Consider the following 25,559-nt stretch of genomic DNA (forward strand, 5'->3'; position numbering starts at 1 on the left):
TATGCGTCCAACTTTTTGTTATATTTTTTGTATTAGCGGCGACATTGTATACGATTTTGCAACATCCTGTAACAGTTTAGCTTATTTAGCGCTCAATCTAAATAAAGAAAATCCCCGCAAGGTGGTGACTATGAGCAAACTTAACTGGTCCAAGATTTTAAAGTCTGGACAACGCATTTTTATCGGTTCGCACGCGGCGGTGCCAACGGCGTTAATCGACGACCTGATCGAAAATGCAAAGCACCTGCACGATATTGAAATTGTGCAGCTCATGACTCTATCTGACAATAAATGGGCTTTACCCGAGCATCAACAGCTATTCAAAGTAAACACCTTTTTTATCGGCGGTGATAACGTTCGCAAGGCGGTTAATGAAGGACGAGCAGACTACACACCTTGCTTTATTTCCGATATTCCTAACTTGTTCAATAATGGCATATTACCCTTAGATGCGGCCCTAATCATGGTCAGCCCAGCCGATCAATATGGCTATCACTCGATGGGGGTCTCCGTTGATGTGGTGGCTGCTGCTGCTAAATCTGCTAATACCGTAATCGCACAAGTCAACGAGCATATGCCCGTTACCTTTGGTCAATCCTTCTTGCATAAAAATCAGATTGATTACTTTTGGTACCACGATCAGCCGCTACCTGAATTACCGCCCCCCGATACCGTGGACAATAAAATTATTGAACGTATTGGACAGTATATTGCCCTATTAGTACGAGACGGTTGTACTTTGCAAATTGGCTTAGGTCGTATTTGCGCTGCGGCGCTTCACTACTTAGGCAATCATAAGGATCTGGGTGTACACAGCGAACTTATCACCGATGACATCATGAACCTGATGCTGCAAGGCGTGATTAATAACCGTAAAAAGACCTTCCATCCCAACAAAATTGTCACCAGCTTTTGCATGGGTAGCCAAGCGTTATACGACTTTGTCGATCGAAATCCCCACGTTGGCTTTTATCCAAGTGAATATGTCAACTCGCCAACGAACATCGCGCGCAACGACAACCTGATCGCCATTAATAGCGCGATTGAAGTCGACCTAACTGGGCAAGTGGTCTCCGATTCGATAGGACATCAATTCTATTCGGGTATTGGTGGACAAGTAGATTTCAGTCGAGGCGCATCGCTGAGCCAAGGTGGTAAACCGGTCATCGCCCTACCGTCAACGACGCAGGATGGTAAAACCTCTCGTATCGTGCCACACATCCGTGAAGGCGCTGGCGTGGTGACCTCGCGCGGTCACGTTCATTATGTTGTGACTGAGTTCGGTGTCGCATCGTTGCGCGGTAAGAGTATTCGAGAACGGGCACTCGAGCTCATCCGTGTTGCCCACCCTAAGTTTAGGCAGCAGTTATTACAGCAAGTGCGCCAGCATTACTGGGTACCCCATTACCAACAGCTAACACCAAGTGATGTGCCTGAACTTGGAGAGATTGGTTTTAAAAAAATCAGCTTTGCCGGAGAAGAGTTTGATTTACGGCCGCTATACCCGTCCGACGAACGCCGTCTACAAGAGTTCTTCTATTCGCACACAAAAGAAACGCTCCAATTGCGCTATAACGCCGTCCCGACACAAATGAGTCGAGAAAAGTCCTGTACTTTAGTGAGTATTGATCAGTCCGTTGATCTTGCACTGTGTATTGTGCGTCAAAAAGGCTCGGCTGCAAAAATCATGGCCGTGGGGCGCTATTACTATATTGAGTCCCATAATAGTTGCGAGGTAGCGTTTGTCACACGTGAGCATTATCAAGGTCAGGGAATGGCCAGTCTGTTGCTACAAGAAATGATACGAATCGCCAGACTACGTGGACTCGACTCGATGCAAGCCGTGGTACTCGTGAATAATAAACCCATGCTCAATGTGTTTGAGAAGTCAGGGTTTGTGCGTCAAGCGAGTGATGAGCCGGGTGAAGTCATGCTCAAACTCGAACTCAAGCAAAACCAAACCCAACAAGAGTCGCCCTCATGAGTATTTACCTTTACTCTCATCCTCACTGTCTACTGCATAACCCTGATAAGGAACATCCTGAGTGTCCGAGTCGCATAGACGCAGTGAATGACCAGATTATTCGTTCAGGGCTCGACTTTGTGTTGACTCGTGAGCAGGCGGGTCCTGCAACGTTAGAGCATATAAAACTAGCGCATAGCGACCAGTACATCAGTGAGTTGTATAGTAAGCAACCCCAGGAGGGTCATGTTTGGCTCGATCCAGATACCCCGATGACGCCCGACACGCTTGATTCTGCACTCCATGCGGTTGGCGCAAACGTGGCTGCCGTAGATAAAGTGTTAGCCGACCAAAACAAACAGGCATTCTGCCTTGTGAGACCTCCGGGGCATCATGCGACAAAGAGTCAAGCAATGGGGTTTTGTGTATTTAATAATATAGCCATTGCAGCGCTTTACGCTCAGCAGGCTTATGGTTTATCACGCGTAGCAATTGTTGATTTTGATGTGCACCATGGCAACGGCACGGAAGATATAGTGCAAGCGCACCCTGATATCCTGTTTTGCTCAACTTTTCAGTCACAACTCTACCCTTACGTCGATGAGAACAAAAACGATGATCACATTATTTCGATCGCGCTACCGCCAGGCTGTAAAAGTTTAGATTGGCGAGAGGCTGTGTACTACCAGATTTTGCCCCAACTCGAAGCATTTAAACCCCAATTAATTCTCATCTCAGCGGGGTTTGATGGTCATATTGAGGATGAGATGTCGCAGTTTTTATTGAAAGAAGATGATTACTTTTGGATTACGCAAAAACTGAAGTTGATCGCCGACAAACATTGTTCTGGACGTATCGTTTCTAGCTTAGAGGGCGGCTATGATCACAGCGCGTTAGGACGCAGCGTTGTAGCGCATTTAAAAGGGATGTTGGGTAGCGAATACTGAGATAAAGGAGATTTGGAGCGGGAAACGAGACTCGAACTCGCGACCCCAACCTTGGCAAGGTTGTGCTCTACCAACTGAGCTATTCCCGCATTTCGATATAATTACTTAGGAGAGTCTGACTTGGAGCGGGAAACGAGACTCGAACTCGCGACCCCAACCTTGGCAAGGTTGTGCTCTACCAACTGAGCTATTCCCGCATCGTCAGTGCGGCGTGTATTCTACTGAAACCGCCGCCAACGTCAACCGCTTTTTCACCACCAGTCGTTTAAATGGCGAAAAAATGTGCTCTATAATGTTTGAGCTCATCAATTGACTCACGAATATCAGCAAGTGCTTCATGTGCGCCTTTCTTTTTAAACCCATTCATGGCTTCGGGCTTCCAACGCTTGGCCAGTTCTTTTACCGTGCTTACATCGAGGTTTCGATAATGGAAAAAAGCCTCAAGCTCCGGCATGTGTCGCGCCAAAAAGCGGCGGTCCTGACAAATTGAATTACCGCACATAGGCGACGTATTGGGCTCGACATACTGTGACAAAAACTCGATGGTTTCGCGCACTGCATCCTCTTCGCTGTGCTGGCTCTTTTTCACCCGCTCGACGAGGCCGGAGCCAGTATGAGTTTTAACATTCCAGTCATCCATTTTATCGAGATTTGACTGCGGCTGATGAATCGCTATGGTTGGACCCTCAGCAAGGATATTCAAATCTGCGTCCGTGACGATGGTTGCCACCTCAATAACGTGATCGTAGTCAGGGTTTAACCCCGTCATTTCTAAATCGATCCAAATTAACCGCTGACTTTTTTGTTCTTCACTCATTCCAACTCTCTTAACTCGACTCATTTTAGGTTATGATAGCGTTAAACTGTAAGTGGCAACAAGGTAAAGCGATTGGCGAAGCAAAAACGGCTGAATAAAGGACAAAAACGTCGAATTCAACAGAACCGCGAGAAGCGTCTCGCGCAAGAGATCGACGTGGCCAGCGATCAGCTAGGAGCCAGCCAAACAGGCATCATTGTCAGTCGTTACGGCCAACACGCCGACTTGCTGACCACCGATAATGAAATAATTCGTTGTCATATACGGCGTACTGTCGATTCATTGGTGACTGGGGATAAAGTGCAATGGCGTCCAATGGTTCAGGCACAAGATGGTATGCGGGGCATTATCGAAGCCGTGCACGAACGTCAGTCGTTGCTTTCTCGACCTGATTATTATGATGGCCTTAAACCGGTTGCAGCAAACATCGATCAGATATTTGTTATTTCGAGCGTACTCCCGAGCTTTACGACACAGATTATCGATCGCTACATCGTTGCTTGTGAAGCGATCGATATTGAGCCGATTATCGTTCTTAATAAAGCCGATTTGTTAAAAGAGATTGACACTGAAGAACGCCAGTTTATTGAACAGCGGTTGTCTGACTACCAAGCGATCGGCTACCGAGTGCTTCTTGTGAGTAGTCAGACTGCAGAAGGTATGACTGAACTTAACAACATGTTGAGTGAACATATCTCTATTGTTGTCGGTCAAAGTGGTGTCGGAAAATCATCCATCGTCAATCGGCTTCTTCCTGACGTTGCAACCGAAACCAAAGAAGTCTCGACGAACTCTGGTTTAGGTCAGCATACGACGACTGTGGCAACTTGGTATCCACTAAACAGTGGTGGTGCCTTGATCGACTCCCCTGGAATACGCGAATTTGCATTGTGGCACCTTGAACCGGAGCAAGTCGCCAGTGGCTATGTTGATTTTCAGCCTTATCTTGGGACCTGTAAGTTTAAAGATTGCAAACACAAAAATGATCCGGGCTGTGCATTGCAAGAGGCCGTGGAAAAAGGTGAAATACAGCCATGGCGATTAGAAAATTATCATCGGATTATCGAGTCTATGTTGGCTAATAAGCCGTCTCGAGTTTCAGCAAGAGGAAAACTGTAAGTGAGCAGCAGCGAACGATTCAAAATTGGCCTTCAATACGTACTTCCAAAACACCTACTATCACGTTTAGTGGGTCGATTTGCAGCTGCGAAAGCGGGGATATTTACTCAAGCTTTTATTCGCTGGTTTATCAAACAGTACAAAATTGATATGTCCGAAGCGATTCAAGAGGATCCGCGCGATTATGCCACGTTCAACCAGTTTTTTACTCGTCGTTTAAAACCTGAATTACGTCCAATCGTTGATGAACCTGACCATCTAGCTCATCCCGTTGATGGTGCCGTAAGTCAGCTCGGAGATATTGAGGAAGGCCGTATTTTCCAGGCCAAAGGGCACGATTATTCGTTGCTTGAGCTGCTAGGTGGAAAAGACGAGGACGCGGCACCGTTCCGTGAAGGAACGTTCGCCACCATTTATCTCGCTCCGAAAGATTACCACCGGATTCATATGCCGGTCGATGGTGTGTTGCGTAAGATGGTTTACATTCCAGGTGACCTGTTCTCTGTCAACCCGCTCACGGCACAAAACGTACCGAATCTATTTGCACGCAACGAGCGAGTCGTCGCAATATTTGATACCGAAGTCGGTCCGATGTCGATGGTACTCGTTGGCGCGACGATTGTTGCTAGTATTGGCACAGTTTGGTCGGGGACCGTCACACCTCCAACGGGCGCTCGGATACAACATTGGTCCTACCCAACATCTGGACCTGAAGCCATTCGTCTCAATAAAGGTGAAGAGATGGGTCACTTTAAACTCGGCTCCACAGTAGTGATGACCTTCGCTAAAGGGGCAATAGAGTTTGATGAAGCACTTCAACCCGGTTCTGTGACCCGAATGGGTTCAGCGATGGCTAAGGTTCGGTCATGAAAATTTGGGCGCATCGGGGTGCGAGCTTCGAAGCGCCCGAAAACACCCTAGCGGCATTCAGTCGAGCGATTGATAGCCATGCCTTTGGTATTGAGCTTGACGTTTATGCCGTCGACGACGAGCGATTTGTATTCCACGACCGATACTTAGAACGCTTAACCACTTCACCAGGACGGTTGCTCGATTTGACTCAAGCTCAAGTGAGAGCGCTTAAGGTATTCGGTCAGCAACCTATTCCCACCCTGCGTGAAGCACTTGAGCATATCGCGGGACATTGTCACGTCAATATAGAGTTAAAAGGGGATATCCCAAGTCAGTCGCTGCTTCTCGACATCGATTATGTTTTGGAACGGAAGCTGTTCAAGCCTGATCAGATCCTCGTCTCTTCGTTTAATCACCATTGGTTACAGCGCTTAAAACACCGTCGACCAAATATCAACGTAGGTGCCTTAACCACTTGTTGCCCACTAGACTACTGTGATTTTGCATCGCGTCTTAACGCCTACTCTGTTCACGTTGATGTTGATTTTGTCACACAGGAGTTAGTTGATGACGCACACCGACGCGCACTGGAAGTCTACGTATTTACCGTAGATGAAGGGCATGATATCGAAGAGTTACATGACATGGGTGTGGATGGCATTTTTACCAACCACCCGAGTTTTGCTCAGAAAATTATTGAGGGGCTTCCCGGTATAAACCGTTCGCCCCTCTGGCATTACTGACCCCCAGCCTAGTGACGGTGGTCAGGGTATTCCTCTTGCAATGACTCCAAACGACGTGTAATCGCCATCGGTGATTGTGTCTTCTGAGCCATCAACATATACAGTGCCGGTATCACAAACAGCGTTAAGAACGCTGATAACGCGACTCCCGCGAAGATAACCGTACCAATCACCATACGACTTTCTGAACCGGGCCCTGTTCCCAGAATAAGCGGAACCGAACTCATTAACGTGGTAAATGCCGTCATTACAATCGGTCGCAAGCGTTGTCGCGATGCCGTAATCACTGCATCACGGAACGTGAGGCCAGCGTCACGTAACTGGTTGGCAAACTCCACAATTAAAATACCATTCTTCGCCGCCAAGCCAATAAGCATGACGATACCAATTTGGCTATAGATATTAATGCTGTTTCCAGTCAAATACAGACCAATAAAAGCACCTACAATAGCAATCGGAACAGCCAGCATAATCACCAGTGGGTGGATAAAGCTCTCAAACTGAGCCGCAAGTACCAAGAAGGTAATAATTAATGCCAGTCCAAAGACAAATACTATCGAGCTGCCACTCTCCTTATAAAGTTGCGACTCACCTTTGTAATCAATAGAAACGTCTTCTGGAAGTTTTTTGTCGACGACGCCCTCTAGGTAGCTCAACGCTTCGCCGAGCGAATAACCGTCGGCTAGGTTGGCTTCAATGGTGACACTACGCATACGGTTATAACGATTTAACTGTGATGAGGTAGCACGTTCGCTCACCTTCACCACATTAGACAGTGGAATCAGTTCGCCGCTTTTACCTGACCGAACATAAATATTGTCGATAGCACTCGGGCTGCGGTAGTCAGCCTTCTCACCCTCAAGCATGACATAGTACTCTTCGCCACGATCAAGATAGGTCGTTACCCGACGTTGCCCTAAAATCGATTGCAACGTAATACCAATATCTTCAACGGATACACCGAGGTCGGCAGCCCTCACTTCGTCTACTTCGATTAATAGTTGCGGCAAAGTCTCTTTATAGTCACTGTCAACTTCAACCAAACCCGGGTTCTTAGCCGCTTCCTCAATCACAATGTCGCGATACTCAGCCAGTTTTTCGTAGGTATTACCTTGCAGTACAAACTGCACCGGACGACCACCGCCACCGCTAATACCACTGCGCATGAAGGCAAAAGCCTGTACGCCGACGACTTGATTGAGTTTTTTACGCATCTCTTCCATAAGTTCAAAAGTCGACCAGTCACGTTCCTCAAAAGGAATTGCACCGACAATCGCGATCCCCGCTGAGTTGCCCCAGCCGGGCGCCCGAACAATAACGCGGTCTATTTTATTCTGATCGATATAAGGCAGCAGAATTTGCTCAATTTCATCCATGTGCCGCGAATTAGATTCAAAACTCGCTCCTTCTGCGCCTTTAATACTGATGTAGAAGGTACCGCGATCCTCCGGTGGTGCGAATTCTTGTGGTACAAATTGCATTGCGCCGTAACTCACCACACCACTCAGAAAAACTAAAACCAATGCCAAACTCGGACGCTTGATACTGCCCTCTAGTAGGGTGGTATATTTAGCCTCAAGCCACTTAAAGAAGCGATCGAATGCCATACCAAACTTACTAGTGCGTTCTTTTTTATGTAGTATTTTAGAACCCAGCATCGGCGTCAGCGTCAGCGCTGCAATACTGGAGAACGCCACAGCCGCTGCAATCGCTAAAGCAAACTCGGTAAACAACTTACCGATATTGCCTTCCAAAAACGCCAACGGTACAAATACTGAAATCAGCACTAAAGTCGTTGCAATAACCGCAAAGCCCACTTCTCTTGCGCCCCGATAAGCAGCGAGTAGTGGCGGCTCGCCCTCTTCAACACGACGATAAATGTTCTCCAACACAACAATCGAATCATCAACCACAAGCCCGATTGCGAGTACGAGTGCCAGCAAGGTCAATAAGTTAATCGAGAATCCGAGTGAAAACAGCACAATATACGAAGCAATAATAGCCACAGGTACCGTCAACGCGGGGATAATGGTCGCTCGGATATTGCCGAGAAATAGATAAATAACCACCACAACCAAGGCCATCGCGATGAGAAGTGTGTTATACACTTCATCAATCGAGCCTTTAATGAAAATAGACGAGTCGTAACTCGTGGCTAAGTACATGGTTTCTGGTAGTGTTTTTTCTAACACTTCCATTTCCTCGCGCACATTTTCCACGACGCTGAGGGTATTGGCTTTGGATTGCTTAATGATGCCGATACCGACCATATTGACGCCATTACCACGGAAGTCAGTCTTGTCGTCCTCAGCGCCAAGCTCAACACGCGCAACCTCACCCAGCCGCACTAAGTAACCGTCATCACCCTGACGAATCACTAAATTGCGGAAATCGTCCTCAGATAAGTAGGCGCGTGCCATACGCACAGAAAATTCGCGCTCAGTCGACTCGACTTCGCCCGCTGGTAACTCAATATTTTCCTCACGTAAGCGGCTGACGATATCCGTCACGGTGATTTGACGTGCAGCCATCGCGTCGCGATCAAGCCAAACACGCATTGCATAGCGACGGTCACCACCAATACGCACACGCGCAACACCATCGACAACAGCGAGGCGGTCCACAATATAACGCTCTGCATAGTCGGTCAGCTCAAGTATCGACATACTCTCGCTACGCAAGTTATACCAAACCACCGTTGTTTCATCCGAAGACGCTTTTGAAACCTCGGGAGGATCGGATTCCTCGGGCAAATTATCCAGCGCACGTGATACCCGTTCGCGCACATCATTGGAGGCTGCATCAATATCGCGTGAAAGCGTGAATTCAATGCTAATCGATGAATTCCCGGGGCGGCTGCGTGACGAGATATTTTTTATCCCCTCAATGCCACTGATGCGTTCTTCGATAAGCTGTGTTACTTGCGTTTCTACGACTTCAGCACTCGCCCCAGGATAGTCTGTACTAATGGTTACCACAGGTGCATCAATATCTGGAAACTCACGCAACGGAAGCATTGTAAATGCAACAATACCGAAAATAATTAACAGCACATTGACGACAGTGGCAAAGACTGGGCGTTTTACTGATACATCAGATAACAACATGCCCTAGTCCTCCCTTACATCGACAGGAATACCATCACGCAGGCGCACTAAGCCTTCGACGATAACTTCGTCACCCGGTTTAATGCCCTCTGTAATTTCGACTACACCCGGCTTCCGACGACCAATGGTTACTTCTACCTGTTTGGCGCGGTTATCAGGTGTTAGAACAAACACATACTGACGATTCTGTATCGGTAATAACGCTTTTTCAGGGAGTATCAAAGCCTCATCAATGCTGCGTAACAAGGTGATTTGTAGCAACATACCTGGGCGTAAGCGTTCATCATCATTTGCCAGTTTGGCACGAACACGCACTGACCGAGTGACGGGATCGATGCGTGAATCAATACTCGTTATGCGGCCACGAAACTGTTCCCCTGGATACGCTCGATTGCGAGCAATGACCTCTTGGTCAACAGCGAGGCTTGCAAAATAACGTTCCGGAACGCTGAAATCTACTTTGATGGGCGAGATGTCATCTAATGTTGTAAAGGTATCTCCAGGTGCAACTAAGGCGCCTGGGCTGACTTCTCGGATACCTACCCGACCCGTAAACGGTGCGTAGATTTTCATTTCGGCTAGAGTGGCTTCCGCTACCTCGAGTTCGGCCTGAAGGCGATTCACTTCGACATGTTGCTCTTCAACCTGCTGTTGTGATGCCGCATTTTGACGTCGTAGCGAAGTTAAACGTTCCAACTGACGTTGGGCTTCGTTCAAGCTAAATTGTAACTGTTGAACGCGCGCCACCTCTTTACGCGCATTAAGCTCAGCCAAAAGCTGACCTTTTTCAACGCGATCGCCACTATCAAAATAAATAGCTTCAACGATATCTTGTGTTTGCGAGGTAATTTCAACGGTTTCATTGGCTTGTGCTGTACCGAGCGCTTCGATCACATCTCGATATTCGCTCATTGCCACCACTTGTGTCCTCACAGGGACACTGGGTTGCGACTGTTCCTCAACCTCTGTAGTGGGAGGAAAAGCAAAGAAATAAATCGCCAATCCAATTAAGGCGATAACAACAAGGGTAATTGGATTAATCCAATTGCGGCGCGCCATACAATAACCTCGAGAAAAACAACATCATAATAAGGTCTATTGTATGAAAAACACCGCCCGTTGGGCGGTGCATCTAACGAGTATGAACGTGAGTTAATCGCAAATGTTTCAAATTATGTGATATTTAGCGATGATATTTGGGGCTATGCTTGTGAACGGCTTCAATGAACGCCCCCGCATGATCCGGGTTCACTTCTGGATGGATACCATGTCCTAAATTGAATACGTGACCACTTCCTTCACCATAGCTCTCTAAGATCAACTGGACTTCTTCTTCGATACGTTGTGGAGAAGCATATAACACGGATGGATCCATATTACCTTGCAAAGCAACTCGATTGCCAACGCGCGCACGAGCATCCGACAAGTCAGTGGTCCAGTCTACGCCTAAACCATCAGCGCCCGTTTGTGCCATCGCCTCTAGCCACTGCCCACCGTTTTTAGTAAATAGGGTGACAGGTACATGGTTTCCATCCTGCTCACGAATCAAACCAGCGACGATTTTTTCCATGTATGCCAGTGAAAATTGCTTATAGTCCCGTGGTGATAACACGCCACCCCAGGTATCAAAAATCATCACTGCTTGTGCGCCCGCTTTAATCTGCGCATTGAGGTAATCAATAACCGAGTCAGCTAATACGTTGAGTACATGATGCATGAGCTCAGGCTCAGCAAACAGCATCTGCTTAACTTTAGAGAAGTTTTTAGTACTTCCGCCCTCGACCATATAAGTTGCTAGAGTCCATGGACTGCCAGAAAAACCGATGAGTGGTACTTTTCCATCTAATTCCTGACGAATGAGACTCACTGCATCGGTCACATAACGCAACTCATCACTCATATCCGGTACAGCAAGTCCCTTTACGTCGGCTTCAGTACGCAACGGACGCGAGAATTTGGGGCCTTCACCTTTTTCAAAGTAAAGACCAAGCCCCATCGCGTCTGGAATCGTTAAGATGTCACTGAATAGGATAGCCGCATCAAGATCAAAGCGTCGCAGTGGCTGCAGTGTCACTTCGCACGCAAGCTCTGTGTTTTTGCAAAGGGACATGAAGTCACCGGCTTCCGCCCGAGTCGCTTTATATTCAGGCAGGTAACGACCTGCTTGGCGCATCATCCAAATCGGTGTTCTATCGACCGGCTGTTTCTGCAATGCTTTCAAATAACGATCATTTTTTAACTCGGGCTTTCTCATAACGTCTTCCAACATCCAATTTATTGGTTATTTTATCACTCTTGCTTTGCCTTGCCGATAGCGATTTCAATCAAACGATGTGCAATCGTGCCTTCGGGGGGCGTGTCGGGTAAATCATCAATAGCAAACCAGTCGCCCGTTTCGAGTTCAACAGGGTCAATGTGTAAATCCCCCGACTGCCATTGTGCAGTAAACCCCATCATCAATGAGTGCGGAAACGGCCACGGCTGACTCAGTTGGTACTCGATATCACAGACCTCAATACCCGCTTCCTCATGCACCTCGCGCGCTAAAGCTTGCTCGAGCGACTCTCCCGGTTCCACAAAGCCCGCCAAAACAGAATAGAGCCCCTGCTTGTGACGCTTGCCCCGTGCCAACAACAACGTATCTTGTTTTCTTATTGCCACGATGATGCAAGGGGAAACACGAGGATAACAACGGTGATTACACTGCTGACAATGCATGGCGAGTTCCCAGTCCACCGCTTGCATACGCGCCCCGCAACGACCACAGAACCGATGTTGGTTAATAAAGTCCATCACCTGACGCGCTCTCCCAGCCATCGCAAACTGCTCTTCATCATGCACCGAGAGTAAGCTCCGTAATGGCACAAACTCACCGCCTACAAAAGCGGGATCATTAAGATCAGCGACGATAAGGTAACATGGTCGCTCTCTTAACTCGCCTAAATAGACCACTGTATATTGAGACAGATCAGGAAAGTTAAGTGATGCCATCGGTCCCGAGGGAACGTTGCCATTCTCGGTTACAAAAACATCGCCAGCCGAGCAAATAAACCAACGTGCAGGTTCGTCTTTCGATGGTTTTACATAAGGCTTAACCAAGTTACACTCCTTAGAGTAAAGATCGCCAATTTTGATTGAGAAAAGCATTCGACACCTTTACAGTATGTCGAAGATCTCATTTCGGAGAACCCCATGTTAAAGAAAAGTGAGGAAGCACGCCAGCGTTGGGGCGGAGCTCATGACAGCATTGACCAATGGTTAACTGAACGACAAGACCTTCTCGTTAACTATTTTAAGCTAGCCGCCCTTCCTCCCTATGAAGGTGTACGCAACGGCTTACCTGATGTCACTGACATTCGTGATTTCTGTGGTCAATTAGTCGACTACGTGTCGAGTGGTCATTTTGAAATTTATGAGCAATTAATGACACAAGCGCGCGAAAACAAACAGCCGCTTGAAGCCTTGCTTGAGCAAGTATTTCCACTTATCAGTGATACGACGGAAATTGCTTTAGATTTTAATGATAACTACGGTGAAATTGACTCTAACAACCATCTTAACCAGTTTGACCGTGATCTATCAGCACTCGGTGAAGCGATTGAGTTACGTATGGAATTTGAGGATCAATTGCTACATCATTTAGAGAAACACGACGCATTGTAGTCTTTATCGGATTCCAAATAATAACGGCCGCAATTGCGGCCGTTTTAGTTAGTAAGTGTCTACTTACTGCTGAGCTTGACTGCCTTCAGACTCAGGCTTATCTTTCACGTCCAATAATTCAACGGTAAAGATCAACGTTGAGTTAGGCGGAATTTGACCACCCACTTCGCGATCACCGTAAGCTAGCTCTGCTGGAATAACAAAGCGGTATTTTGCACCCTCGTTCATCAACTGCAGGCCTTCAGTCCAGCCTGGGATCACACGATTAAGTGGAAAGACTGTCGGTTCGCCACGCTCATACGAGCTATCAAATACTTCGCCATTGACTAAAGTGCCTTCATAGTGGACTTCTACAATGTCGTCTTCACTAGGGCTATCACCTTCACCCGCTTCAATCACTTCGTATTGAAGACCCGATTCGGTTACCTTAACGCCATCCTTTTTAGCATTTTCTTCTTGGAACGCTTTGCCTTCTTTCGCAGCTTTGCTACCTAATACATTCTTGCGTTGTTCCATCACTTTTGAACGTAAGTCATTCAGTAGTTTGTCCGCTTCCTCGTCAGATAATTTGTTTTCGCCCTTCACCGCATCAACAAAGCCAGCGATAACGAGTTGGCGGTCGAGCATGACTTCAGCTTTTTCTTGATCATCCAGGTTACGAGCGACAAAACTACCCACTGACGAACCCAGCGCATAGGCTTGCTTTTCTTGTTCTGATTCGAGTTTTTTCTGGCTGACAGGGTACGGTTCTTGCTGCGAACATGCAGTAATAGCCAGCGCAATAGCCGATAGCGCTAGTGGTTTCATCATTCGGTTCATCTTTTTCTCCAATTAACATCCCGTAAAGTAATTGACTATGCCATAATCAAAATGTTCGGTCAGCCCCATACTACACAACACCATAAGGCTTGCCCATGAATATTAAGCAAAACGTCATATTCACTCTTGTACTCTTTAGCTGCGCCTTGTTGTTTGGTTGCGCCCCTGCCCCTGAGCAGATCCACAAAAAAGCACATGCTGAAGCAGGTACTTATGTCGCCGATATTGCTAATGACGGCTCCTTCAGTGTCGTGGCGACTGACAGCAACGGCGTCTTATTATGGCCACGTTACGCAAATGATGCCAAATACCAGTGGCGGCAAGATGATGCTGATGTGTCACAAATAATTGCCGTAGATATTGGGGCTGATGGTCGCACCGTTGCCACGGCGAGTCGCAAAGCCTTTAGCCTTTGGGATGCGAACAGTGGTGAGAATTTAGGTTATTGGCAATCGGGTGGGGCTGATATTACTAATATTGCCGTATCAAATAACGGTTCTACTATCGTGCTAGGACTAAACAACGGCACTCAAATTGCGTTCAACCCTGAAACAGGAAGACGCCTTGAATTTTACGGACATCAAAATGCGATAACCGATTTAGTCATCGCCCCCAATGGCCGGTATGCCCTGAGCGGCAGCACCGATCAAACCGCAATTTTATGGTCAACTGAGTCGGGCCAACCCATCCACCAATGGCAGCATGACACTCGTCTGACAAAAGTGGCTTTAGACGCTGCGGGTCGCTACGCATTAACCGCAGGCAGCTTAGATAAAGCCTATATTTGGAATGTAAACACCGGTAAGCAAGTTACACAGCTTGATATCATTGAACGTGTTAGAATATTCAGTAGTGCACGTTTCAGCGAATCAGGTGAGTTTTTAATCACAGGTTCGCCGTCGCGTCAAATTACGCTCTGGCGCACCCAAACGGGTGAAGAGCTTAGAGCTTGGAATGTGGAATTACGCGATAGCCATCGCCCTAATAATGCCGTGGTGTTAGCAGTCTGGCTTGATGAAAATACGGGTGCCGTGATGAGTGAGAGCTCGGCAGGTTATGGCGAATGGTGGCAACTAGAATCGAATTGGCAGCAGTAATATGACTGAAGTAGAACAGTTACAGAGCAGAATTGATAATTTAGAATCCCAACTGGCATTTCAAGAGGATGTCATCGACGCGTTAAACCAACGCGTTACTGAGCACAATAAAGAACTCTCGGAAGTGGCTCGACGAATGAAATACTTAGGTGAACGATTGCGCCAAGTGCAAGATAGCCAATCATCACCAGATGCCGATCCGAGCGTTGAACCCCCACCGCCGCATTATTGATCGGAGCGCGGTTATCCGCTATAACAGATGTTCACTCATTGTTAATAGGTTTTTATGTCTTCGAAGCATCCTATCATTGCGGTAACGGGTTCATCAGGTTCGGGTACTACCACGACAGGTCAAGCACTACGTCATATCTTTCGGTCCCTCGACGTATCGGCTGCGTTTGTCGAAGGTGATAGCTTTCACCGTTACTCAAGACCGGAAATGGATGTCGCAATCCGAAAGGCTCAAGAACAGGGACGCCATATTAGTTACTTTGGTCCTGAAGCAAATGACTTTGAGCGGCTTGAGTCACTGTTCGAAGAATATGGCCGCACAGGTAACGGACAAATCCGGCGCTACTTACACACCTTTGATGATGCGGTTCCCTACAATCAAATGCCCGGCACATTTACACCTTGGGAAGACATGCCAGAAAATACCGACGCTTTGTTTTACGAGGGGTTACATGGCGGTGTTTGTGGCGAAGGCTATGATGTCAGTAAGCATGTTGATTTGTTGATCGGGATGGTGCCCATCGTGAACCTAGAATGGATTCAAAAGCTGGTGCGTGATACTCAAGAAAGAGGCCACTCCCGCGAGGCTGTGACAACCAGCATTATTCGTAGTATGGAAGACTATATCTATCATATTGTGCCGCAGTTCTCGCGCACACACATTAACTTTCAGCGCGTTCCAACGGTTGATACCTCTAATCCATTTAGCGCCAAAGAGATACCATCTCACGACGAAAGCTTTGTTGTTATTCGCTTTCGCGGTATGAAGAATGTCGATTTCCCGTATTATCTACAGATGATCGATGGCTCGTTTATGTCACGCACCAACACTTTGGTAGTACCGGGCGGCAAACAGGCGCTGGCAATGGAGTTAATATTAACCCCCTTAATCGAACAAATTATCGAGCGCAAAACGCAGTTGCGTACCCAAGTGGACTGGCTCGATAATTAATTCTTTACTCTTCGACGAGCCAAAAAGAACGCGAATGGGCTGATTCATCTTGCGCCAAAATGCGTTGCAGGTAATTCATCACGTCCGGTAACTGCTGCTGCACACCGAATGGCGGATTTACCCATACATAACCACACCCATAAAGCCCGGTGGTTGGATTAGGCTGCTTCACCATGAGTTCGATCGCTAAGGTTTTCGGTAAACCGTCTAACTCTGCTAACTGACGATAAAAGTCACCGACCTTTTCATCGTCTTTTAACGGAAACCAAACGGCAAAGCTACCAGCCGCCCACCGTTTAACCCCATGTTTAACTGCAGCGACAATATCGTCGAACTCATGAACCGACTCAAACGGAGGGTCAATGAGCACTAGCCCGCGTTTCTCGTTTGGGGGCAGTTTGGCTTTTAATGCTTCATAACCATCAAAGGGCGCCATGACCTCTAAGTGGCTTGTTCGTTGGCCTTTCAAATTAGCCTTAAGCGATTTAGCGTCCTCTGTGTGTAGCTCACTAACAATATGTCTATCCGTGACTCTCAGTAGTTGCTGTACCACCCAAGGCGAACCTGGATATGCCTTCAACTCGCCTTGCTCATTTAAACCTTCAACAATATCTAAGTAAGGTTTAATAAAAGCTGGCGCATCGGCATCGTTCCACAGCCTGCCAATACCCTCTGGATACTCATTGGTTTTACCAGCTTGCTCAGAGGTCAGATCGTATAGTCCAATCCCGCCGTGGGTATCGAGTACACAAATAGGCTTGTCTTTCTGCTTGTAGTAGTCAATCGCCATGACCAACAGAAGATGTTTAAATACGTCGGCAAAGTTACCGGCGTGGTAAATATGTCGATAGTTCACGCTTCGATAATCTTATAGCTATGGCTCATTTCAACACTGGCTTCGAGCATTTTGGCTACCGAACAATATTTGTCAGCTGATAGTTTTACCGCTCGTTCTACATGCGATTCGGCGACACTATGACCCGTTACCATAAATTCCAGGTGAACCTTCTTAAACACTTTCGGGGTATCACTCACTCGTTCACCGGTCACACGACATTCACAGTGCATTACCTTTTGTCGTGCCTTTTTCAGTATGCTCACTACATCCACAGAAGCACAACTCCCGGCAGCCATTAGAATAGCTTCCATGGGGCTTGCAGCCGTTTTGGCATGACCATCTAAGACCATTTGATGGCCACTACCAGACTCCGCTACAAAAGTCAGGTCATCAAGCCACTTAACCGTCGCATTCAAGGTATTCTCAGACATAAATGAATTTAGCCTTTGGTATTCAGACGCTGATCAAAAAGGTTTTTTACCAAACCTACAAATTCAATAATAAACGTCTCTTGTTGTTCGGAGGGGTGATTGTCGAGTACAGACGAAAGGATTTCTTCTAAATCATACATAATCGCGTCGGCTTCTCGCACAATATCAAGTCGGGTGTCTTGATCGATATCGTTCTGCTCAAACAACGCCATCATGTGCTGTGAGAGTTTCTCCTCAAGCACATCACGCAGGGTGTAATTTGCACTGCCTGCTGGCAGCTTCCGCTGTTCAAACAACGGAAGCTGCTCAGTCAAGTAGTGAATAAGTTCGACGTAACCGTCTGTCTCAGTAATCATTGAGATAACTTATTAAAATTTTAGCCCCGGCGCTAGTGTTTCGGGCAAACTTTGTGTATCGGCTTCGACAGATGCCACAGGGTAAGAGCAGTAATCTGCCGCATAATAAGCACTTGCACGATGATTACCGCTAGCACCGATACCACCAAATGGAGCTGCACTGCTTGCACCTGTAATCGGTTTGTTCCAATTAACAATGCCAGCACGAATGTGCTTAAAGAAATGACGATAAGTCGCTTCGTCATCACACAGAATGCCTGCTGACAACCCATAGCGCGTATCGTTTGCTTTAGCAATCGCATCGTCTAAGTCGTTAAAGCGGTATACTTTAAGCATTGGACCAAAGTATTCTTCATCGGGCGCATTTTCGACACCGGACATATCAATAATACCTGGCGTAACAAAGCCTAAGTTACTGTCTTTCTGCTTGAGCTTAACCAATGGTTTACCACCGAGTTGGACGAGCTCATTCTGCGCATCCACCATTTGACTCGCGGCTTTTGCAGAAATCATTGCGCCCATAAACGGCTGAGGGTCAGCATCGTAGTCATCAACGAGGATGTTTTCGGTCACTTCTACCAAACGGTCGAGTACTTTGCCGCCCATTTCGGTGTTTTCGATAAACAGTTTACGCGCACAAGTACAACGCTGACCTGAAGTGATAAACGCTGACTGGACGATGTTATGTACAGCGGCATCGACATCAGTAATGTTGGTAACGATTAACGGGTTATTGCCGCCCATCTCCAACGCCAAGATTTTATCTGGACGTCCACCAAATTGTTTATGTAGTAAGTGTCCGGTATTCGAAGAGCCCGTAAAGTATAGGCCATCGATCTGTGGATGGACTGACAGCGCTTTACCGGTCTCGACTTCACCCTGAACCAAGTTCAGCACGCCCGCTGGCAGGCCAGCCTCTTGCCACAACTCGACCGTCACCTGAGCCACATGAGGCGTCAGCTCAGACGGCTTAAACACCACCGTGTTGCCAGCGATCAAAGCAGGGACAATGTGACCGTTCGGTAAGTGCCCTGGGAAGTTATAAGGACCATAAACAGCGACTACGCCATGAGGCTTGTGGCGAATAAACGCCTTCGCACCTGGCATCTCGTTTTCTACTGTCCCTGTGCGCTCTAGATATGCGCGCTCAGAGATGCCCACTTTACCGATCATCGCACCCACCTCAGTGCGTGTTTCCCAAACCGGTTTACCCGTTTCGGCCGCCATCACGCGTGCTAAACGTTCTTTGTTTTGCTCAAGTAATTCCGAAAACTTTTTACAAATAGCTAAGCGATCTTCAAATGAAGTGTGAGACCACTCAGGAAATGCCGCACGAGCAGCCATAACCGCTGCATCAACTTGTTGCTCGGATGCACTTTCACCACTCCAAACAACTTCATTACGTGCAGGATCAATCGACTTAAAGGTTTTACCTTCGCCCGCGAGCCATTGATCGTTAATAAACTGTACATTAGAACTCATCATTGTTCTCCTGTTACAGAGCCACGATACGCACCGTATCGCCCTCAGAAAGATTCAATTTATCCGCTTGCTCAGCGCTCAATTGCACTTTTTCAGAGCCGTCAATGTGACGAACCTGAGCCGCTCTAAATGATTCAATTTGTGTATTGCATATAATATGAGGCGTTGCACTCTCGGCATCCACTGGTGTGTCGACCAGCATCACCTCTTTTAATACACTATTACGTACACTACGTAAGTTCTGGACTTCCGCCTCGACCGTCGGTCCTGCGTCGAAAATATCGACAAAGCCACGGAACCTAAAGCCTTCAGACTCGAGTAGTTTTAACGCCGGTCGCGTATTATCGTGCACTTTGCCGATCACTTCTCTTGCCTTCTCTGGCAACAGTGATGTGTAAATCGGGTAGCGCGGCATGAGCTCAGCAATAAAGGTTTTATCGCCAATGCCACTCAAGTAATCTGCTTTGGGGAAGTCCATCGAGAAAAAATGTTGTTCCAACCAATCCCAGAAAGGTGATGCACCATCGTCGTCACACACGCCACGCATTTCAGCAATCACCCAATCACTAAAGCGTTGTTTGAATTGCGCTAAAAACAGCATCCGAAAACGTGAAAGCGTGCGGCCATTTAAGTTGTGACGATACGGCTCACGTAAAAACAACGTGCATAGCTCTGAAACACCTGTGTAGTCATTACATAATGACAATGTCTCGAGCGTGTTATGAATGTTTAGCTTCTCAGAATGGTGCACGACCTTACCTAAGCGGTAATGCCAAAACGCTTCGGTCAACCCAACGGCTGCCTCAATACCACTGACACCGGCAATTTCGCCCGTTTCGGTATCTTCCATGACGAACAGATAACTTTCATCGCCTGGGGTCGCTACATCTTGCTTGGCAAAAGCAGCTTGCGCTCGAGCGATTCTTCGCTCGAGCAAACCTTGATCAATTGGCAACGATGTAAATCCATGCCCAGACTCTACTGCACAACTATATAGCGCTTCGTAATCTGCTGCCTCTATCGGTCGAATAACCAACATACAGGGTCCTCAATTAACCAACGACTTGAGCAACAGCGTGCTCAAAACGTTTGAGACCTTCCTTGATATCCGCTTCAGGGATAATAAGCGAAGGTGTGAATCGAATAACGCTGGCGCCAGCAACCAAAACCATAACGCCGTGTTCTTGACCCGCGAGCAAGAAATCACGTGCGCGGCCTTCAAATTGCTCAGTAAGCTCAGCGCCAATCAGGCAGCCCATGCCACGCACTTCTTTAAACACATTGTATTTGTCGTTAATTGCAGCGAGGTGCTCTTTAATCATTGCTTCGCGCTGCTTAACACCCTCAAGCACGGTCTCTGTATTTACAACTTCTAGTACCGCTTCTGATACTGCACATGCCAACGGGTTACCGCCATAAGTACTACCGTGTGTGCCTGGTTTTAAATGCTCTGCAATTGCAGCAGTCGTCAACATTGCACCGATTGGGAAGCCACCACCTAATGATTTAGCAGAGGTTAGAATATCTGGCGTCACGCCAAGCTGCTCATACGCATACAGCGTACCCGTACGACCAAAGCCAGTCTGTACTTCATCAAAAATCAATAACGCATTGTGTTTGTCACACAATTCACGAACTTGCTTTACAAAGTCCTGCTCTGGTGGGACGACACCACCCTCGCCTTGTAACGGCTCCATCATCACCGCACAGGTCTCGTCATCGATAAGTTTCGCCAATGCATCTGCATCATTGTAAGGTACATGCTCAATCGCACCTGGCTTTGGACCAAAGCCGTCAGAATAAGCAGGCTGCCCACCGACAGTGACAGTGAAGAACGTGCGTCCGTGGAAACCTTTGTTAAAGGCAATAATTTTTTGTTTCTGTTCGCCGTGCACATCAATCGCCCAGCGACGCGCCAGTTTCAATGCGGCTTCGTTTGCTTCAGCGCCTGAGTTTGCGTAATAAACGCGGTCGGCAAAGGTTGCATCGGTTAACTTCTTAGCTAAGCGAATCGCCGGTTCGTTAGTAAACACGTTACTTAAGTGCCAAAGCTTTTGGCTTTGCTCGTGCAGCGCATTTACCATTGCCGGGTGACAATGACCTAGACAGTTAACGGCAATACCACCAGCAAAATCAATATACTCTTTTCCCGCTTGATCCCAAACGCGTGAACCTTCACCTTTCACAGGCACCATTTGAGCGGGGTTGTAGTTCGGCACCATCACGTCACTAAACATCTCACGTGTCACGGCCATTTTTGCTGAATTATCTGTCATTGCTCACTTCCTTATCGCTTACAGCGAATTAGTTAACTTAACAATCACGAAGGATTTTAAAGGCTATATTATGCCAAAAATTGAGCAATTTGTCTGCGTAAATACTGAGTTAGTCGAGTGAAAGGCTTTATATGCAGTAGTTTTGCAAAGAATCCGAATAACTATCCATGCATCGGGCATAAAGTAGAATGATTACGCACAAATTTTTTTACACCCGCTCTAATGTAACTTTTTTTTATAACATTTGACATTTTTAGTAATCACTCTTAAAAGTGTTCTTAACAATAAAAATAAACAACTACTACGAAGCCATGAGTGAACAAGAACTTACATTAGAAACAAGCTCGCGGTTCCAATTACGCCATTTAACGGTTGGACACACATTCGAGATTGAATTTGAGTCAGCATCGCGTCCGCGGATAAAGTTGCCATTGGTCGGCTGTGAACATGGTCGCTACCTTATCGTTCGCTCACCGAACCCCAAAACCCACGGCAGTTACGCAGATGTCATGTACGACGGCTGTCCAATTATTGTTCGCACAGTAGTAGAGGGCGATAAAGGCGAGATCATTGCTTTTAAATCAAATATCTTGGCGATCATTAATTACCCCGTACGGCTCATGTTTTTGGCCTATCCAGAGAACATAGAAAACCGCAACTTGCGCGCTACACAGCGCTTCCCAACCCGTGTGCCCATCACATTATCATCACAACATCATGACCAGCTAGCAGCTAATGGTGTGATGGTCGACGTATCGATGTCGGGTTGTCGCCTGTTATTTAATGTCAGTGATAATCAAACCGCACTTAAAGAACAAGCCATCAATTTGCACTTGCACTATTCACAGGGTAATAGCGAACCTATTTTGCGGGGTGATGTGAAAAACCAACGTAAAACGGGACAAGAATTAGCCGTCGGTGTTGCATTCACCGACGACGAAGCATTCGTAAAACAGCAATTAAAACGGTACCTAATGATCGATCTTGATTTAGCTATTTAGCGCTATTACTCGGGTACGTTGAACTTAGGGCGTTTTAAATTCAATGTGTTTAGCTCAGCAACGAGGCCCGCATCAACATCGTAACGTTTGAGTAAATGAGAGCCTTCCTCAACCGTCGCCAACTCGACTTCTCTCAACATACGGAACTCACAAAATGCATTGGCTTGCGCCAATATTTTTGCATACTCAGAATCAAACTCCGCTTTACTGCTCGCTTGGTGAAAATTCTGCAAATGCTGACTAATCGGCACTCGCTGTAAACCCCACCCCTCCGATACGATATAGCTCACACGTTTATCCTGCTCTAGCATTAAGTTTCGTAAGAAGCGCTCATCGGGGGTAATATTCACCAATGCACTATGGCGGTCAGGGCTGCTATCGTTAATCGATTCCATCGCCATTTCACGCTGAACATCATCAAAAACGCGTAAGTACAGCTTTGTTAAGGCAACTTTGCCGAGTTCATGAAACATACCAAGCGTATACGCAAGCACGGGATCTTTTAATTTTCGAGTCTCCGCAATGGCTTGAGCAATAATGGCGGTACCTAAGCAATGTTCCCAGACTTTTCTTCGAAACAAGGTAAACGGCTGAGTCGAGGGCGGGAGCCAATGTTGCATGATATAAGCTGGAGTGAGTAAGCGAAGGTTTTCGCTCCCCATGAAACTCATCGCCGTACGCAAGTTTTCGAGTTTAACTTTGTTACCCTTACGACGCTGATCAATGAATGGCGGTTGATTAACGGTTTTCAATACACCGTTATGGAACCAATCCATGCCTTGTACAGTATCCTCGATACGCCGCATAGAGGCGGCCTTGGTACTCAGGATATCGAGGAGATCAGGTAACCTATCCGGCAAAGGGATGAGCTTTTCACGCACGAAATCGCGATCATCCAATTGTTCTAGGATACGTCGATAAATGTTTTCATGGAGTTCGTCAGAAATACGATCTTGATAGCGTTGACGCGCTCTAGCAAGGCGTTCACGTTCATCATAATTAATTTGCTCGACCTGAAGTAACCGACGCTTTTGTTCTTGAACTTCGTTGTCAACGCCGTCGGCTTTATCTCTGCTTTTGCGCGCAAACGGAAAGCTAATTAGATAATTGATAAAGCGCTTCTCAAGACGAAATGCGGGGTCTTTGCTTCCACCTTCGGTCGATACAGCAAAAAAATCAAACATTTAGCGGTATACCCTTGTTTATAAGATGCGTAATTTGAACAGACACTTAGTAATTAGTAAATATATCATGTTACGGATTAAGGGTAGTTAAAAAGTTGCCTATCAGGGCGTGTCCGGATTGGGTTAGCACGGATTCAGGGTGAAACTGGACGCCGAAAATGGGAAGCTCTTTGTGGCGCATACCCATAACTTCGGTACCAAATTCATCCGAGTCTACCCAAGCATCAACAACGAACGACTCTGGAAGGGTTTCTTGAGCGACAATCAGTGAATGGTAGCGCGTTACCTCAATAGGCGAGGAGAGCCCGTGATAAAGTCCCTTTCCGTCATGACAGACTTTAGACACTTTGCCGTGCATGACTCGCGGTGCTCTCACTACCTGAGCTCCCCAAACTTGCGCAATCGCTTGATGCCCAAGGCACACCCCCAATATCGGCATGTGCTCCGCACACGCCTCAATCGCAGCCAGTGACACGCCCGACTCGTTGGGGCTACACGGTCCCGGCGATATAACTAAAGCGCGCGGCTGACGTGCTAGAAGATCTGTTATTGAGATAGCATCGTTACGCACCACCCAAACAGCTTCTCCAAGCTCTTCAAAATAGCGCGCTAAGTTATGGGTAAACGAGTCATAGTTATCGATTAACGCGATCACGCGCTATCACCTCACTGACCTGGGTACTGAACAAAGCCAACGGCTTTATATACATCAGCTAACGTTTGGTGGGCGGCTTCACGTGCTTTATCGGCACCTTTTTTCATCACCTGGTTCAAGAACTCACGATCATTACGCATCTCGTGGTAACGCTGTTGAATAGGCTCTAACATCGCTACCACCGATTCAGCGACATCTTTTTTAAGGTGACCATACATTTTATCTTCGTACTCAGGAACAAGCTCATCGATACTGCGCCCTGTGGCGGCCGACATAATACTCAGCAAATTCGACACGCCCGGCTTTTCTTGCTGATCGAAGTAAATACGTGCTTGTTCATCCGAATCAGTGACCGCCTTTTTAATCTTTTTGAGGATTTTCTTCGGCTCTTCCAACAGCCCCACGTAATTATTAGGGTTATCATCTGACTTCGACATTTTTTTCGTCGGATCCTGCAATGACATAACACGCGCGCCGACTTTAGGGATCATGGGTTCTGGAATTTTGAAAACATCGCCGTACAAATTATTGAAACGTTCCGCGACATTACGCGCCAGCTCTAAATGCTGCTTTTGGTCATCGCCAACGGGCACTTCATTGGCTTGATAAAGCAAGATATCAGCAGCCATCAATGCCGGATATGTGAAAAGACCCGCGTTGATGTTATTGGCATGACGTTGAGACTTATCTTTAAACTGCGTCATACGATTCAGTTCACCCATTTGCGTGTAGCAATTCAAGATCCACGCCAATTGTGCGTGCTCAGGAACGTGCGATTGAATGAACACGGTGCTTTGTTCAGGGTCAAGGCCACAGGCTAAATACAATGCCAAACCATCGAGGGTCGCCTCTTGCAGTTTTTCAGGCTCTTGCCGCACAGTGATAGCGTGCAAATCAACCAGCATAAACTTACAGTCGTGAGTCGCTTGCATATTGACCCACTGACGCAATGCGCCAATATAATTACCAATTGATAATTGACCTGAAGGCTGACAGCCGCTTAATACGATAGGTTTAGACATCTTT

25 protein-coding genes and 2 tRNA genes are annotated in these 25,559 nt (G+C 47.0%); 10 read left to right on the top strand and 17 right to left on the bottom strand.

Annotated elements, in window-relative coordinates; genetic code table 11:
- The first annotated feature begins 1 nt into the window (after position 1).
- Positions 2-1,984 carry a bifunctional acetyl-CoA hydrolase/transferase family protein/GNAT family N-acetyltransferase gene (locus tag BFR57_RS01045; protein WP_290439312.1) on the top strand — a complete coding sequence of 661 codons (1,983 nt, stop codon included), beginning with the start codon at positions 2-4 and terminating at the stop codon, positions 1,982-1,984.
- Positions 1,981-2,910, top strand: coding sequence for a histone deacetylase family protein (locus BFR57_RS01050; protein ID WP_071462225.1), 930 nt, complete (start codon positions 1,981-1,983; stop codon positions 2,908-2,910). Before BFR57_RS01045 ends, BFR57_RS01050 begins: the two co-directional genes overlap by 4 nt.
- 13 nt (positions 2,911-2,923) lie before the next feature.
- Here the strand turns inward: BFR57_RS01050 and BFR57_RS01055 are convergent.
- From BFR57_RS01055 to orn, 3 genes are all read right to left on the bottom strand, one after another.
- Positions 2,924-2,999 (bottom strand) — tRNA-Gly (locus tag BFR57_RS01055).
- A 32-nt stretch (positions 3,000-3,031) separates the two neighbouring features.
- Positions 3,032-3,107 (bottom strand) — tRNA-Gly (locus BFR57_RS01060).
- A 68-nt stretch (positions 3,108-3,175) separates the two neighbouring features.
- On the bottom strand, positions 3,176-3,727 hold the full coding sequence (gene orn / locus BFR57_RS01065; RefSeq protein ID WP_071462226.1) for an oligoribonuclease: 552 nt from the start codon (positions 3,725-3,727) through the stop codon (positions 3,176-3,178).
- 72 nt (positions 3,728-3,799) lie between these two features.
- Between orn and rsgA the strand changes: the two genes are divergently transcribed.
- The 3 genes from rsgA to BFR57_RS01080 are packed head-to-tail and all read left to right on the top strand — an operon-like array spanning position 3,800 to position 6,441.
- Positions 3,800-4,846 (top strand): small ribosomal subunit biogenesis GTPase RsgA, encoded by a 1,047-nt coding sequence (gene rsgA / locus BFR57_RS01070; protein ID WP_071462227.1) that lies wholly within the window; start codon positions 3,800-3,802, stop codon positions 4,844-4,846.
- Positions 4,847-5,716, top strand: coding sequence for an archaetidylserine decarboxylase (gene asd / locus BFR57_RS01075; RefSeq protein ID WP_071462228.1), 870 nt, complete (start codon positions 4,847-4,849; stop codon positions 5,714-5,716). It begins immediately after the preceding gene.
- Positions 5,713-6,441 carry a glycerophosphodiester phosphodiesterase family protein gene (locus BFR57_RS01080; RefSeq protein ID WP_071462229.1) on the top strand — a complete coding sequence of 243 codons (729 nt, stop codon included), beginning with the start codon at positions 5,713-5,715 and terminating at the stop codon, positions 6,439-6,441. The genes asd and BFR57_RS01080 overlap by 4 nt, the downstream gene beginning before the upstream one ends.
- 8 nt (positions 6,442-6,449) lie before the next feature.
- Here BFR57_RS01080 and BFR57_RS01085 read toward each other — a convergent pair whose 3' ends face one another.
- From BFR57_RS01085 to nudC, 4 genes are all read right to left on the bottom strand, one after another.
- Positions 6,450-9,548: an efflux RND transporter permease subunit gene (locus BFR57_RS01085; protein ID WP_071462230.1), complete on the bottom strand. Its 3,099-nt coding sequence runs from the start codon at positions 9,546-9,548 to the stop codon at positions 6,450-6,452.
- A 3-nt stretch (positions 9,549-9,551) separates the two neighbouring features.
- Positions 9,552-10,607: an efflux RND transporter periplasmic adaptor subunit gene (locus BFR57_RS01090; protein ID WP_071462231.1), complete on the bottom strand. Its 1,056-nt coding sequence runs from the start codon at positions 10,605-10,607 to the stop codon at positions 9,552-9,554.
- Positions 10,608-10,731: 124 nt separating this feature from the next.
- Positions 10,732-11,802: a uroporphyrinogen decarboxylase gene (gene hemE / locus BFR57_RS01095; protein WP_071462232.1), complete on the bottom strand. Its 1,071-nt coding sequence runs from the start codon at positions 11,800-11,802 to the stop codon at positions 10,732-10,734.
- Positions 11,803-11,837: 35 nt separating this feature from the next.
- On the bottom strand, positions 11,838-12,647 hold the full coding sequence (gene nudC, locus BFR57_RS01100) for an NAD(+) diphosphatase (protein ID WP_071462273.1): 810 nt from the start codon (positions 12,645-12,647) through the stop codon (positions 11,838-11,840).
- A gap of 93 nt (positions 12,648-12,740) precedes the next feature.
- Between nudC and BFR57_RS01105 the strand changes: the two genes are divergently transcribed.
- On the top strand, positions 12,741-13,211 hold the full coding sequence (locus tag BFR57_RS01105) for an Rsd/AlgQ family anti-sigma factor (RefSeq protein ID WP_071462233.1): 471 nt from the start codon (positions 12,741-12,743) through the stop codon (positions 13,209-13,211).
- Positions 13,212-13,274: 63 nt separating this feature from the next.
- Here BFR57_RS01105 and fkpA read toward each other — a convergent pair whose 3' ends face one another.
- Positions 13,275-14,021 (bottom strand): FKBP-type peptidyl-prolyl cis-trans isomerase, encoded by a 747-nt coding sequence (gene fkpA, locus BFR57_RS01110; protein ID WP_253183596.1) that lies wholly within the window; start codon positions 14,019-14,021, stop codon positions 13,275-13,277.
- 104 nt (positions 14,022-14,125) lie between these two features.
- On the opposite strand from fkpA, the gene BFR57_RS01115 reads away from it, so the two are divergent.
- Genes BFR57_RS01115 through BFR57_RS01125 form a run of 3 tightly spaced genes read left to right on the top strand, consistent with a single transcriptional unit; the run spans position 14,126 to position 16,310 of the window.
- On the top strand, positions 14,126-15,127 hold the full coding sequence (locus tag BFR57_RS01115) for a WD40 repeat domain-containing protein (RefSeq protein WP_071462235.1): 1,002 nt from the start codon (positions 14,126-14,128) through the stop codon (positions 15,125-15,127).
- 1 nt (position 15,128) lies between these two features.
- Entirely contained in the window at positions 15,129-15,359 is a 231-nt protein-coding gene (locus BFR57_RS01120) for a SlyX family protein (protein WP_071462236.1), read from the top strand.
- Between the two features lie 54 nt (positions 15,360-15,413).
- Positions 15,414-16,310 carry a phosphoribulokinase gene (locus BFR57_RS01125; protein WP_071462237.1) on the top strand — a complete coding sequence of 299 codons (897 nt, stop codon included), beginning with the start codon at positions 15,414-15,416 and terminating at the stop codon, positions 16,308-16,310.
- Between the two features lie 4 nt (positions 16,311-16,314).
- On the opposite strand, the gene BFR57_RS01130 is transcribed toward BFR57_RS01125, so the two are convergent.
- Genes BFR57_RS01130 through BFR57_RS01155 form a run of 6 tightly spaced genes read right to left on the bottom strand, consistent with a single transcriptional unit; the run spans position 16,315 to position 21,672 of the window.
- A complete protein-coding gene (locus BFR57_RS01130; protein ID WP_071462238.1) occupies positions 16,315-17,166 on the bottom strand; it encodes a 23S rRNA (adenine(2030)-N(6))-methyltransferase RlmJ in 852 nt (283 codons plus the stop codon).
- Entirely contained in the window at positions 17,163-17,579 is a 417-nt protein-coding gene (locus BFR57_RS01135) for an OsmC family protein (RefSeq protein ID WP_071462239.1), read from the bottom strand. Before BFR57_RS01135 ends, BFR57_RS01130 begins: the two co-directional genes overlap by 4 nt.
- Before the next feature lie 8 nt (positions 17,580-17,587).
- The gene (locus BFR57_RS01140; protein WP_071462240.1) at positions 17,588-17,935 is read right to left on the bottom strand and encodes a DUF3802 family protein; all 348 of its coding nucleotides are present in this window, start codon (positions 17,933-17,935) and stop codon (positions 17,588-17,590) included.
- A gap of 12 nt (positions 17,936-17,947) precedes the next feature.
- On the bottom strand, positions 17,948-19,417 hold the full coding sequence (astD, locus tag BFR57_RS01145; protein WP_071462241.1) for a succinylglutamate-semialdehyde dehydrogenase: 1,470 nt from the start codon (positions 19,415-19,417) through the stop codon (positions 17,948-17,950).
- A 13-nt stretch (positions 19,418-19,430) separates the two neighbouring features.
- Positions 19,431-20,456 (bottom strand): arginine N-succinyltransferase, encoded by a 1,026-nt coding sequence (astA, locus tag BFR57_RS01150; protein ID WP_071462242.1) that lies wholly within the window; start codon positions 20,454-20,456, stop codon positions 19,431-19,433.
- 13 nt (positions 20,457-20,469) lie between these two features.
- The gene (locus tag BFR57_RS01155) at positions 20,470-21,672 is read right to left on the bottom strand and encodes an aspartate aminotransferase family protein (RefSeq protein ID WP_143441028.1); all 1,203 of its coding nucleotides are present in this window, start codon (positions 21,670-21,672) and stop codon (positions 20,470-20,472) included.
- A 332-nt stretch (positions 21,673-22,004) separates the two neighbouring features.
- On the opposite strand from BFR57_RS01155, the gene BFR57_RS01160 reads away from it, so the two are divergent.
- The gene (locus tag BFR57_RS01160) at positions 22,005-22,694 is read left to right on the top strand and encodes a PilZ domain-containing protein (protein WP_071462244.1); all 690 of its coding nucleotides are present in this window, start codon (positions 22,005-22,007) and stop codon (positions 22,692-22,694) included.
- A gap of 5 nt (positions 22,695-22,699) precedes the next feature.
- Here BFR57_RS01160 and BFR57_RS01165 read toward each other — a convergent pair whose 3' ends face one another.
- The 3 genes from BFR57_RS01165 to trpS form a co-directional block, all read right to left on the bottom strand.
- Positions 22,700-23,878 (bottom strand): HDOD domain-containing protein, encoded by a 1,179-nt coding sequence (locus BFR57_RS01165; protein ID WP_071462245.1) that lies wholly within the window; start codon positions 23,876-23,878, stop codon positions 22,700-22,702.
- Between the two features lie 70 nt (positions 23,879-23,948).
- Complete coding sequence (locus BFR57_RS01170) at positions 23,949-24,533, bottom strand: aminodeoxychorismate/anthranilate synthase component II (protein ID WP_071462246.1); 585 nt, start codon at positions 24,531-24,533, stop codon at positions 23,949-23,951.
- A gap of 11 nt (positions 24,534-24,544) precedes the next feature.
- Positions 24,545-25,555, bottom strand: a complete 1,011-nt coding sequence (gene trpS, locus BFR57_RS01175; protein ID WP_071462247.1) for a tryptophan--tRNA ligase — start codon at positions 25,553-25,555, stop codon at positions 24,545-24,547.
- Between the last annotated feature and the right edge of the window lie 4 nt (positions 25,556-25,559).

Origin of the sequence: Idiomarina sp. MD25a (assembly GCF_001870515.1) — a bacterium.
Taxonomy (GTDB): Bacteria; Pseudomonadota; Gammaproteobacteria; order Enterobacterales; family Alteromonadaceae; genus Idiomarina.

Coding starts and splice junctions, on each gene's coding strand:
- BFR57_RS01045 (WP_290439312.1), top strand. CDS start 2: ATGCGTCCAACTTTTTGTTATATTTTTTGTATTAGCGGCGACATTGTA.
- BFR57_RS01050 (WP_071462225.1), top strand. CDS start 1,981: ATGAGTATTTACCTTTACTCTCATCCTCACTGTCTACTGCATAACCCT.
- orn (WP_071462226.1), bottom strand. CDS start 3,727: ATGAGTGAAGAACAAAAAAGTCAGCGGTTAATTTGGATCGATTTAGAA.
- BFR57_RS01080 (WP_071462229.1), top strand. CDS start 5,713: ATGAAAATTTGGGCGCATCGGGGTGCGAGCTTCGAAGCGCCCGAAAAC.
- BFR57_RS01085 (WP_071462230.1), bottom strand. CDS start 9,548: ATGTTGTTATCTGATGTATCAGTAAAACGCCCAGTCTTTGCCACTGTC.
- BFR57_RS01090 (WP_071462231.1), bottom strand. CDS start 10,607: ATGGCGCGCCGCAATTGGATTAATCCAATTACCCTTGTTGTTATCGCC.
- hemE (WP_071462232.1), bottom strand. CDS start 11,802: ATGAGAAAGCCCGAGTTAAAAAATGATCGTTATTTGAAAGCATTGCAG.
- BFR57_RS01105 (WP_071462233.1), top strand. CDS start 12,741: ATGTTAAAGAAAAGTGAGGAAGCACGCCAGCGTTGGGGCGGAGCTCAT.
- fkpA (WP_253183596.1), bottom strand. CDS start 14,021: ATGATGAAACCACTAGCGCTATCGGCTATTGCGCTGGCTATTACTGCA.
- BFR57_RS01115 (WP_071462235.1), top strand. CDS start 14,126: ATGAATATTAAGCAAAACGTCATATTCACTCTTGTACTCTTTAGCTGC.
- BFR57_RS01120 (WP_071462236.1), top strand. CDS start 15,129: ATGACTGAAGTAGAACAGTTACAGAGCAGAATTGATAATTTAGAATCC.
- BFR57_RS01125 (WP_071462237.1), top strand. CDS start 15,414: ATGTCTTCGAAGCATCCTATCATTGCGGTAACGGGTTCATCAGGTTCG.
- BFR57_RS01135 (WP_071462239.1), bottom strand. CDS start 17,579: ATGTCTGAGAATACCTTGAATGCGACGGTTAAGTGGCTTGATGACCTG.
- BFR57_RS01140 (WP_071462240.1), bottom strand. CDS start 17,935: ATGATTACTGAGACAGACGGTTACGTCGAACTTATTCACTACTTGACT.
- astD (WP_071462241.1), bottom strand. CDS start 19,417: ATGAGTTCTAATGTACAGTTTATTAACGATCAATGGCTCGCGGGCGAA.
- astA (WP_071462242.1), bottom strand. CDS start 20,456: ATGTTGGTTATTCGACCGATAGAGGCAGCAGATTACGAAGCGCTATAT.
- BFR57_RS01155 (WP_143441028.1), bottom strand. CDS start 21,672: ATGGCCGTGACACGTGAGATGTTTAGTGACGTGATGGTGCCGAACTAC.
- BFR57_RS01160 (WP_071462244.1), top strand. CDS start 22,005: ATGAGTGAACAAGAACTTACATTAGAAACAAGCTCGCGGTTCCAATTA.
- BFR57_RS01165 (WP_071462245.1), bottom strand. CDS start 23,878: ATGTTTGATTTTTTTGCTGTATCGACCGAAGGTGGAAGCAAAGACCCC.
- trpS (WP_071462247.1), bottom strand. CDS start 25,555: ATGTCTAAACCTATCGTATTAAGCGGCTGTCAGCCTTCAGGTCAATTA.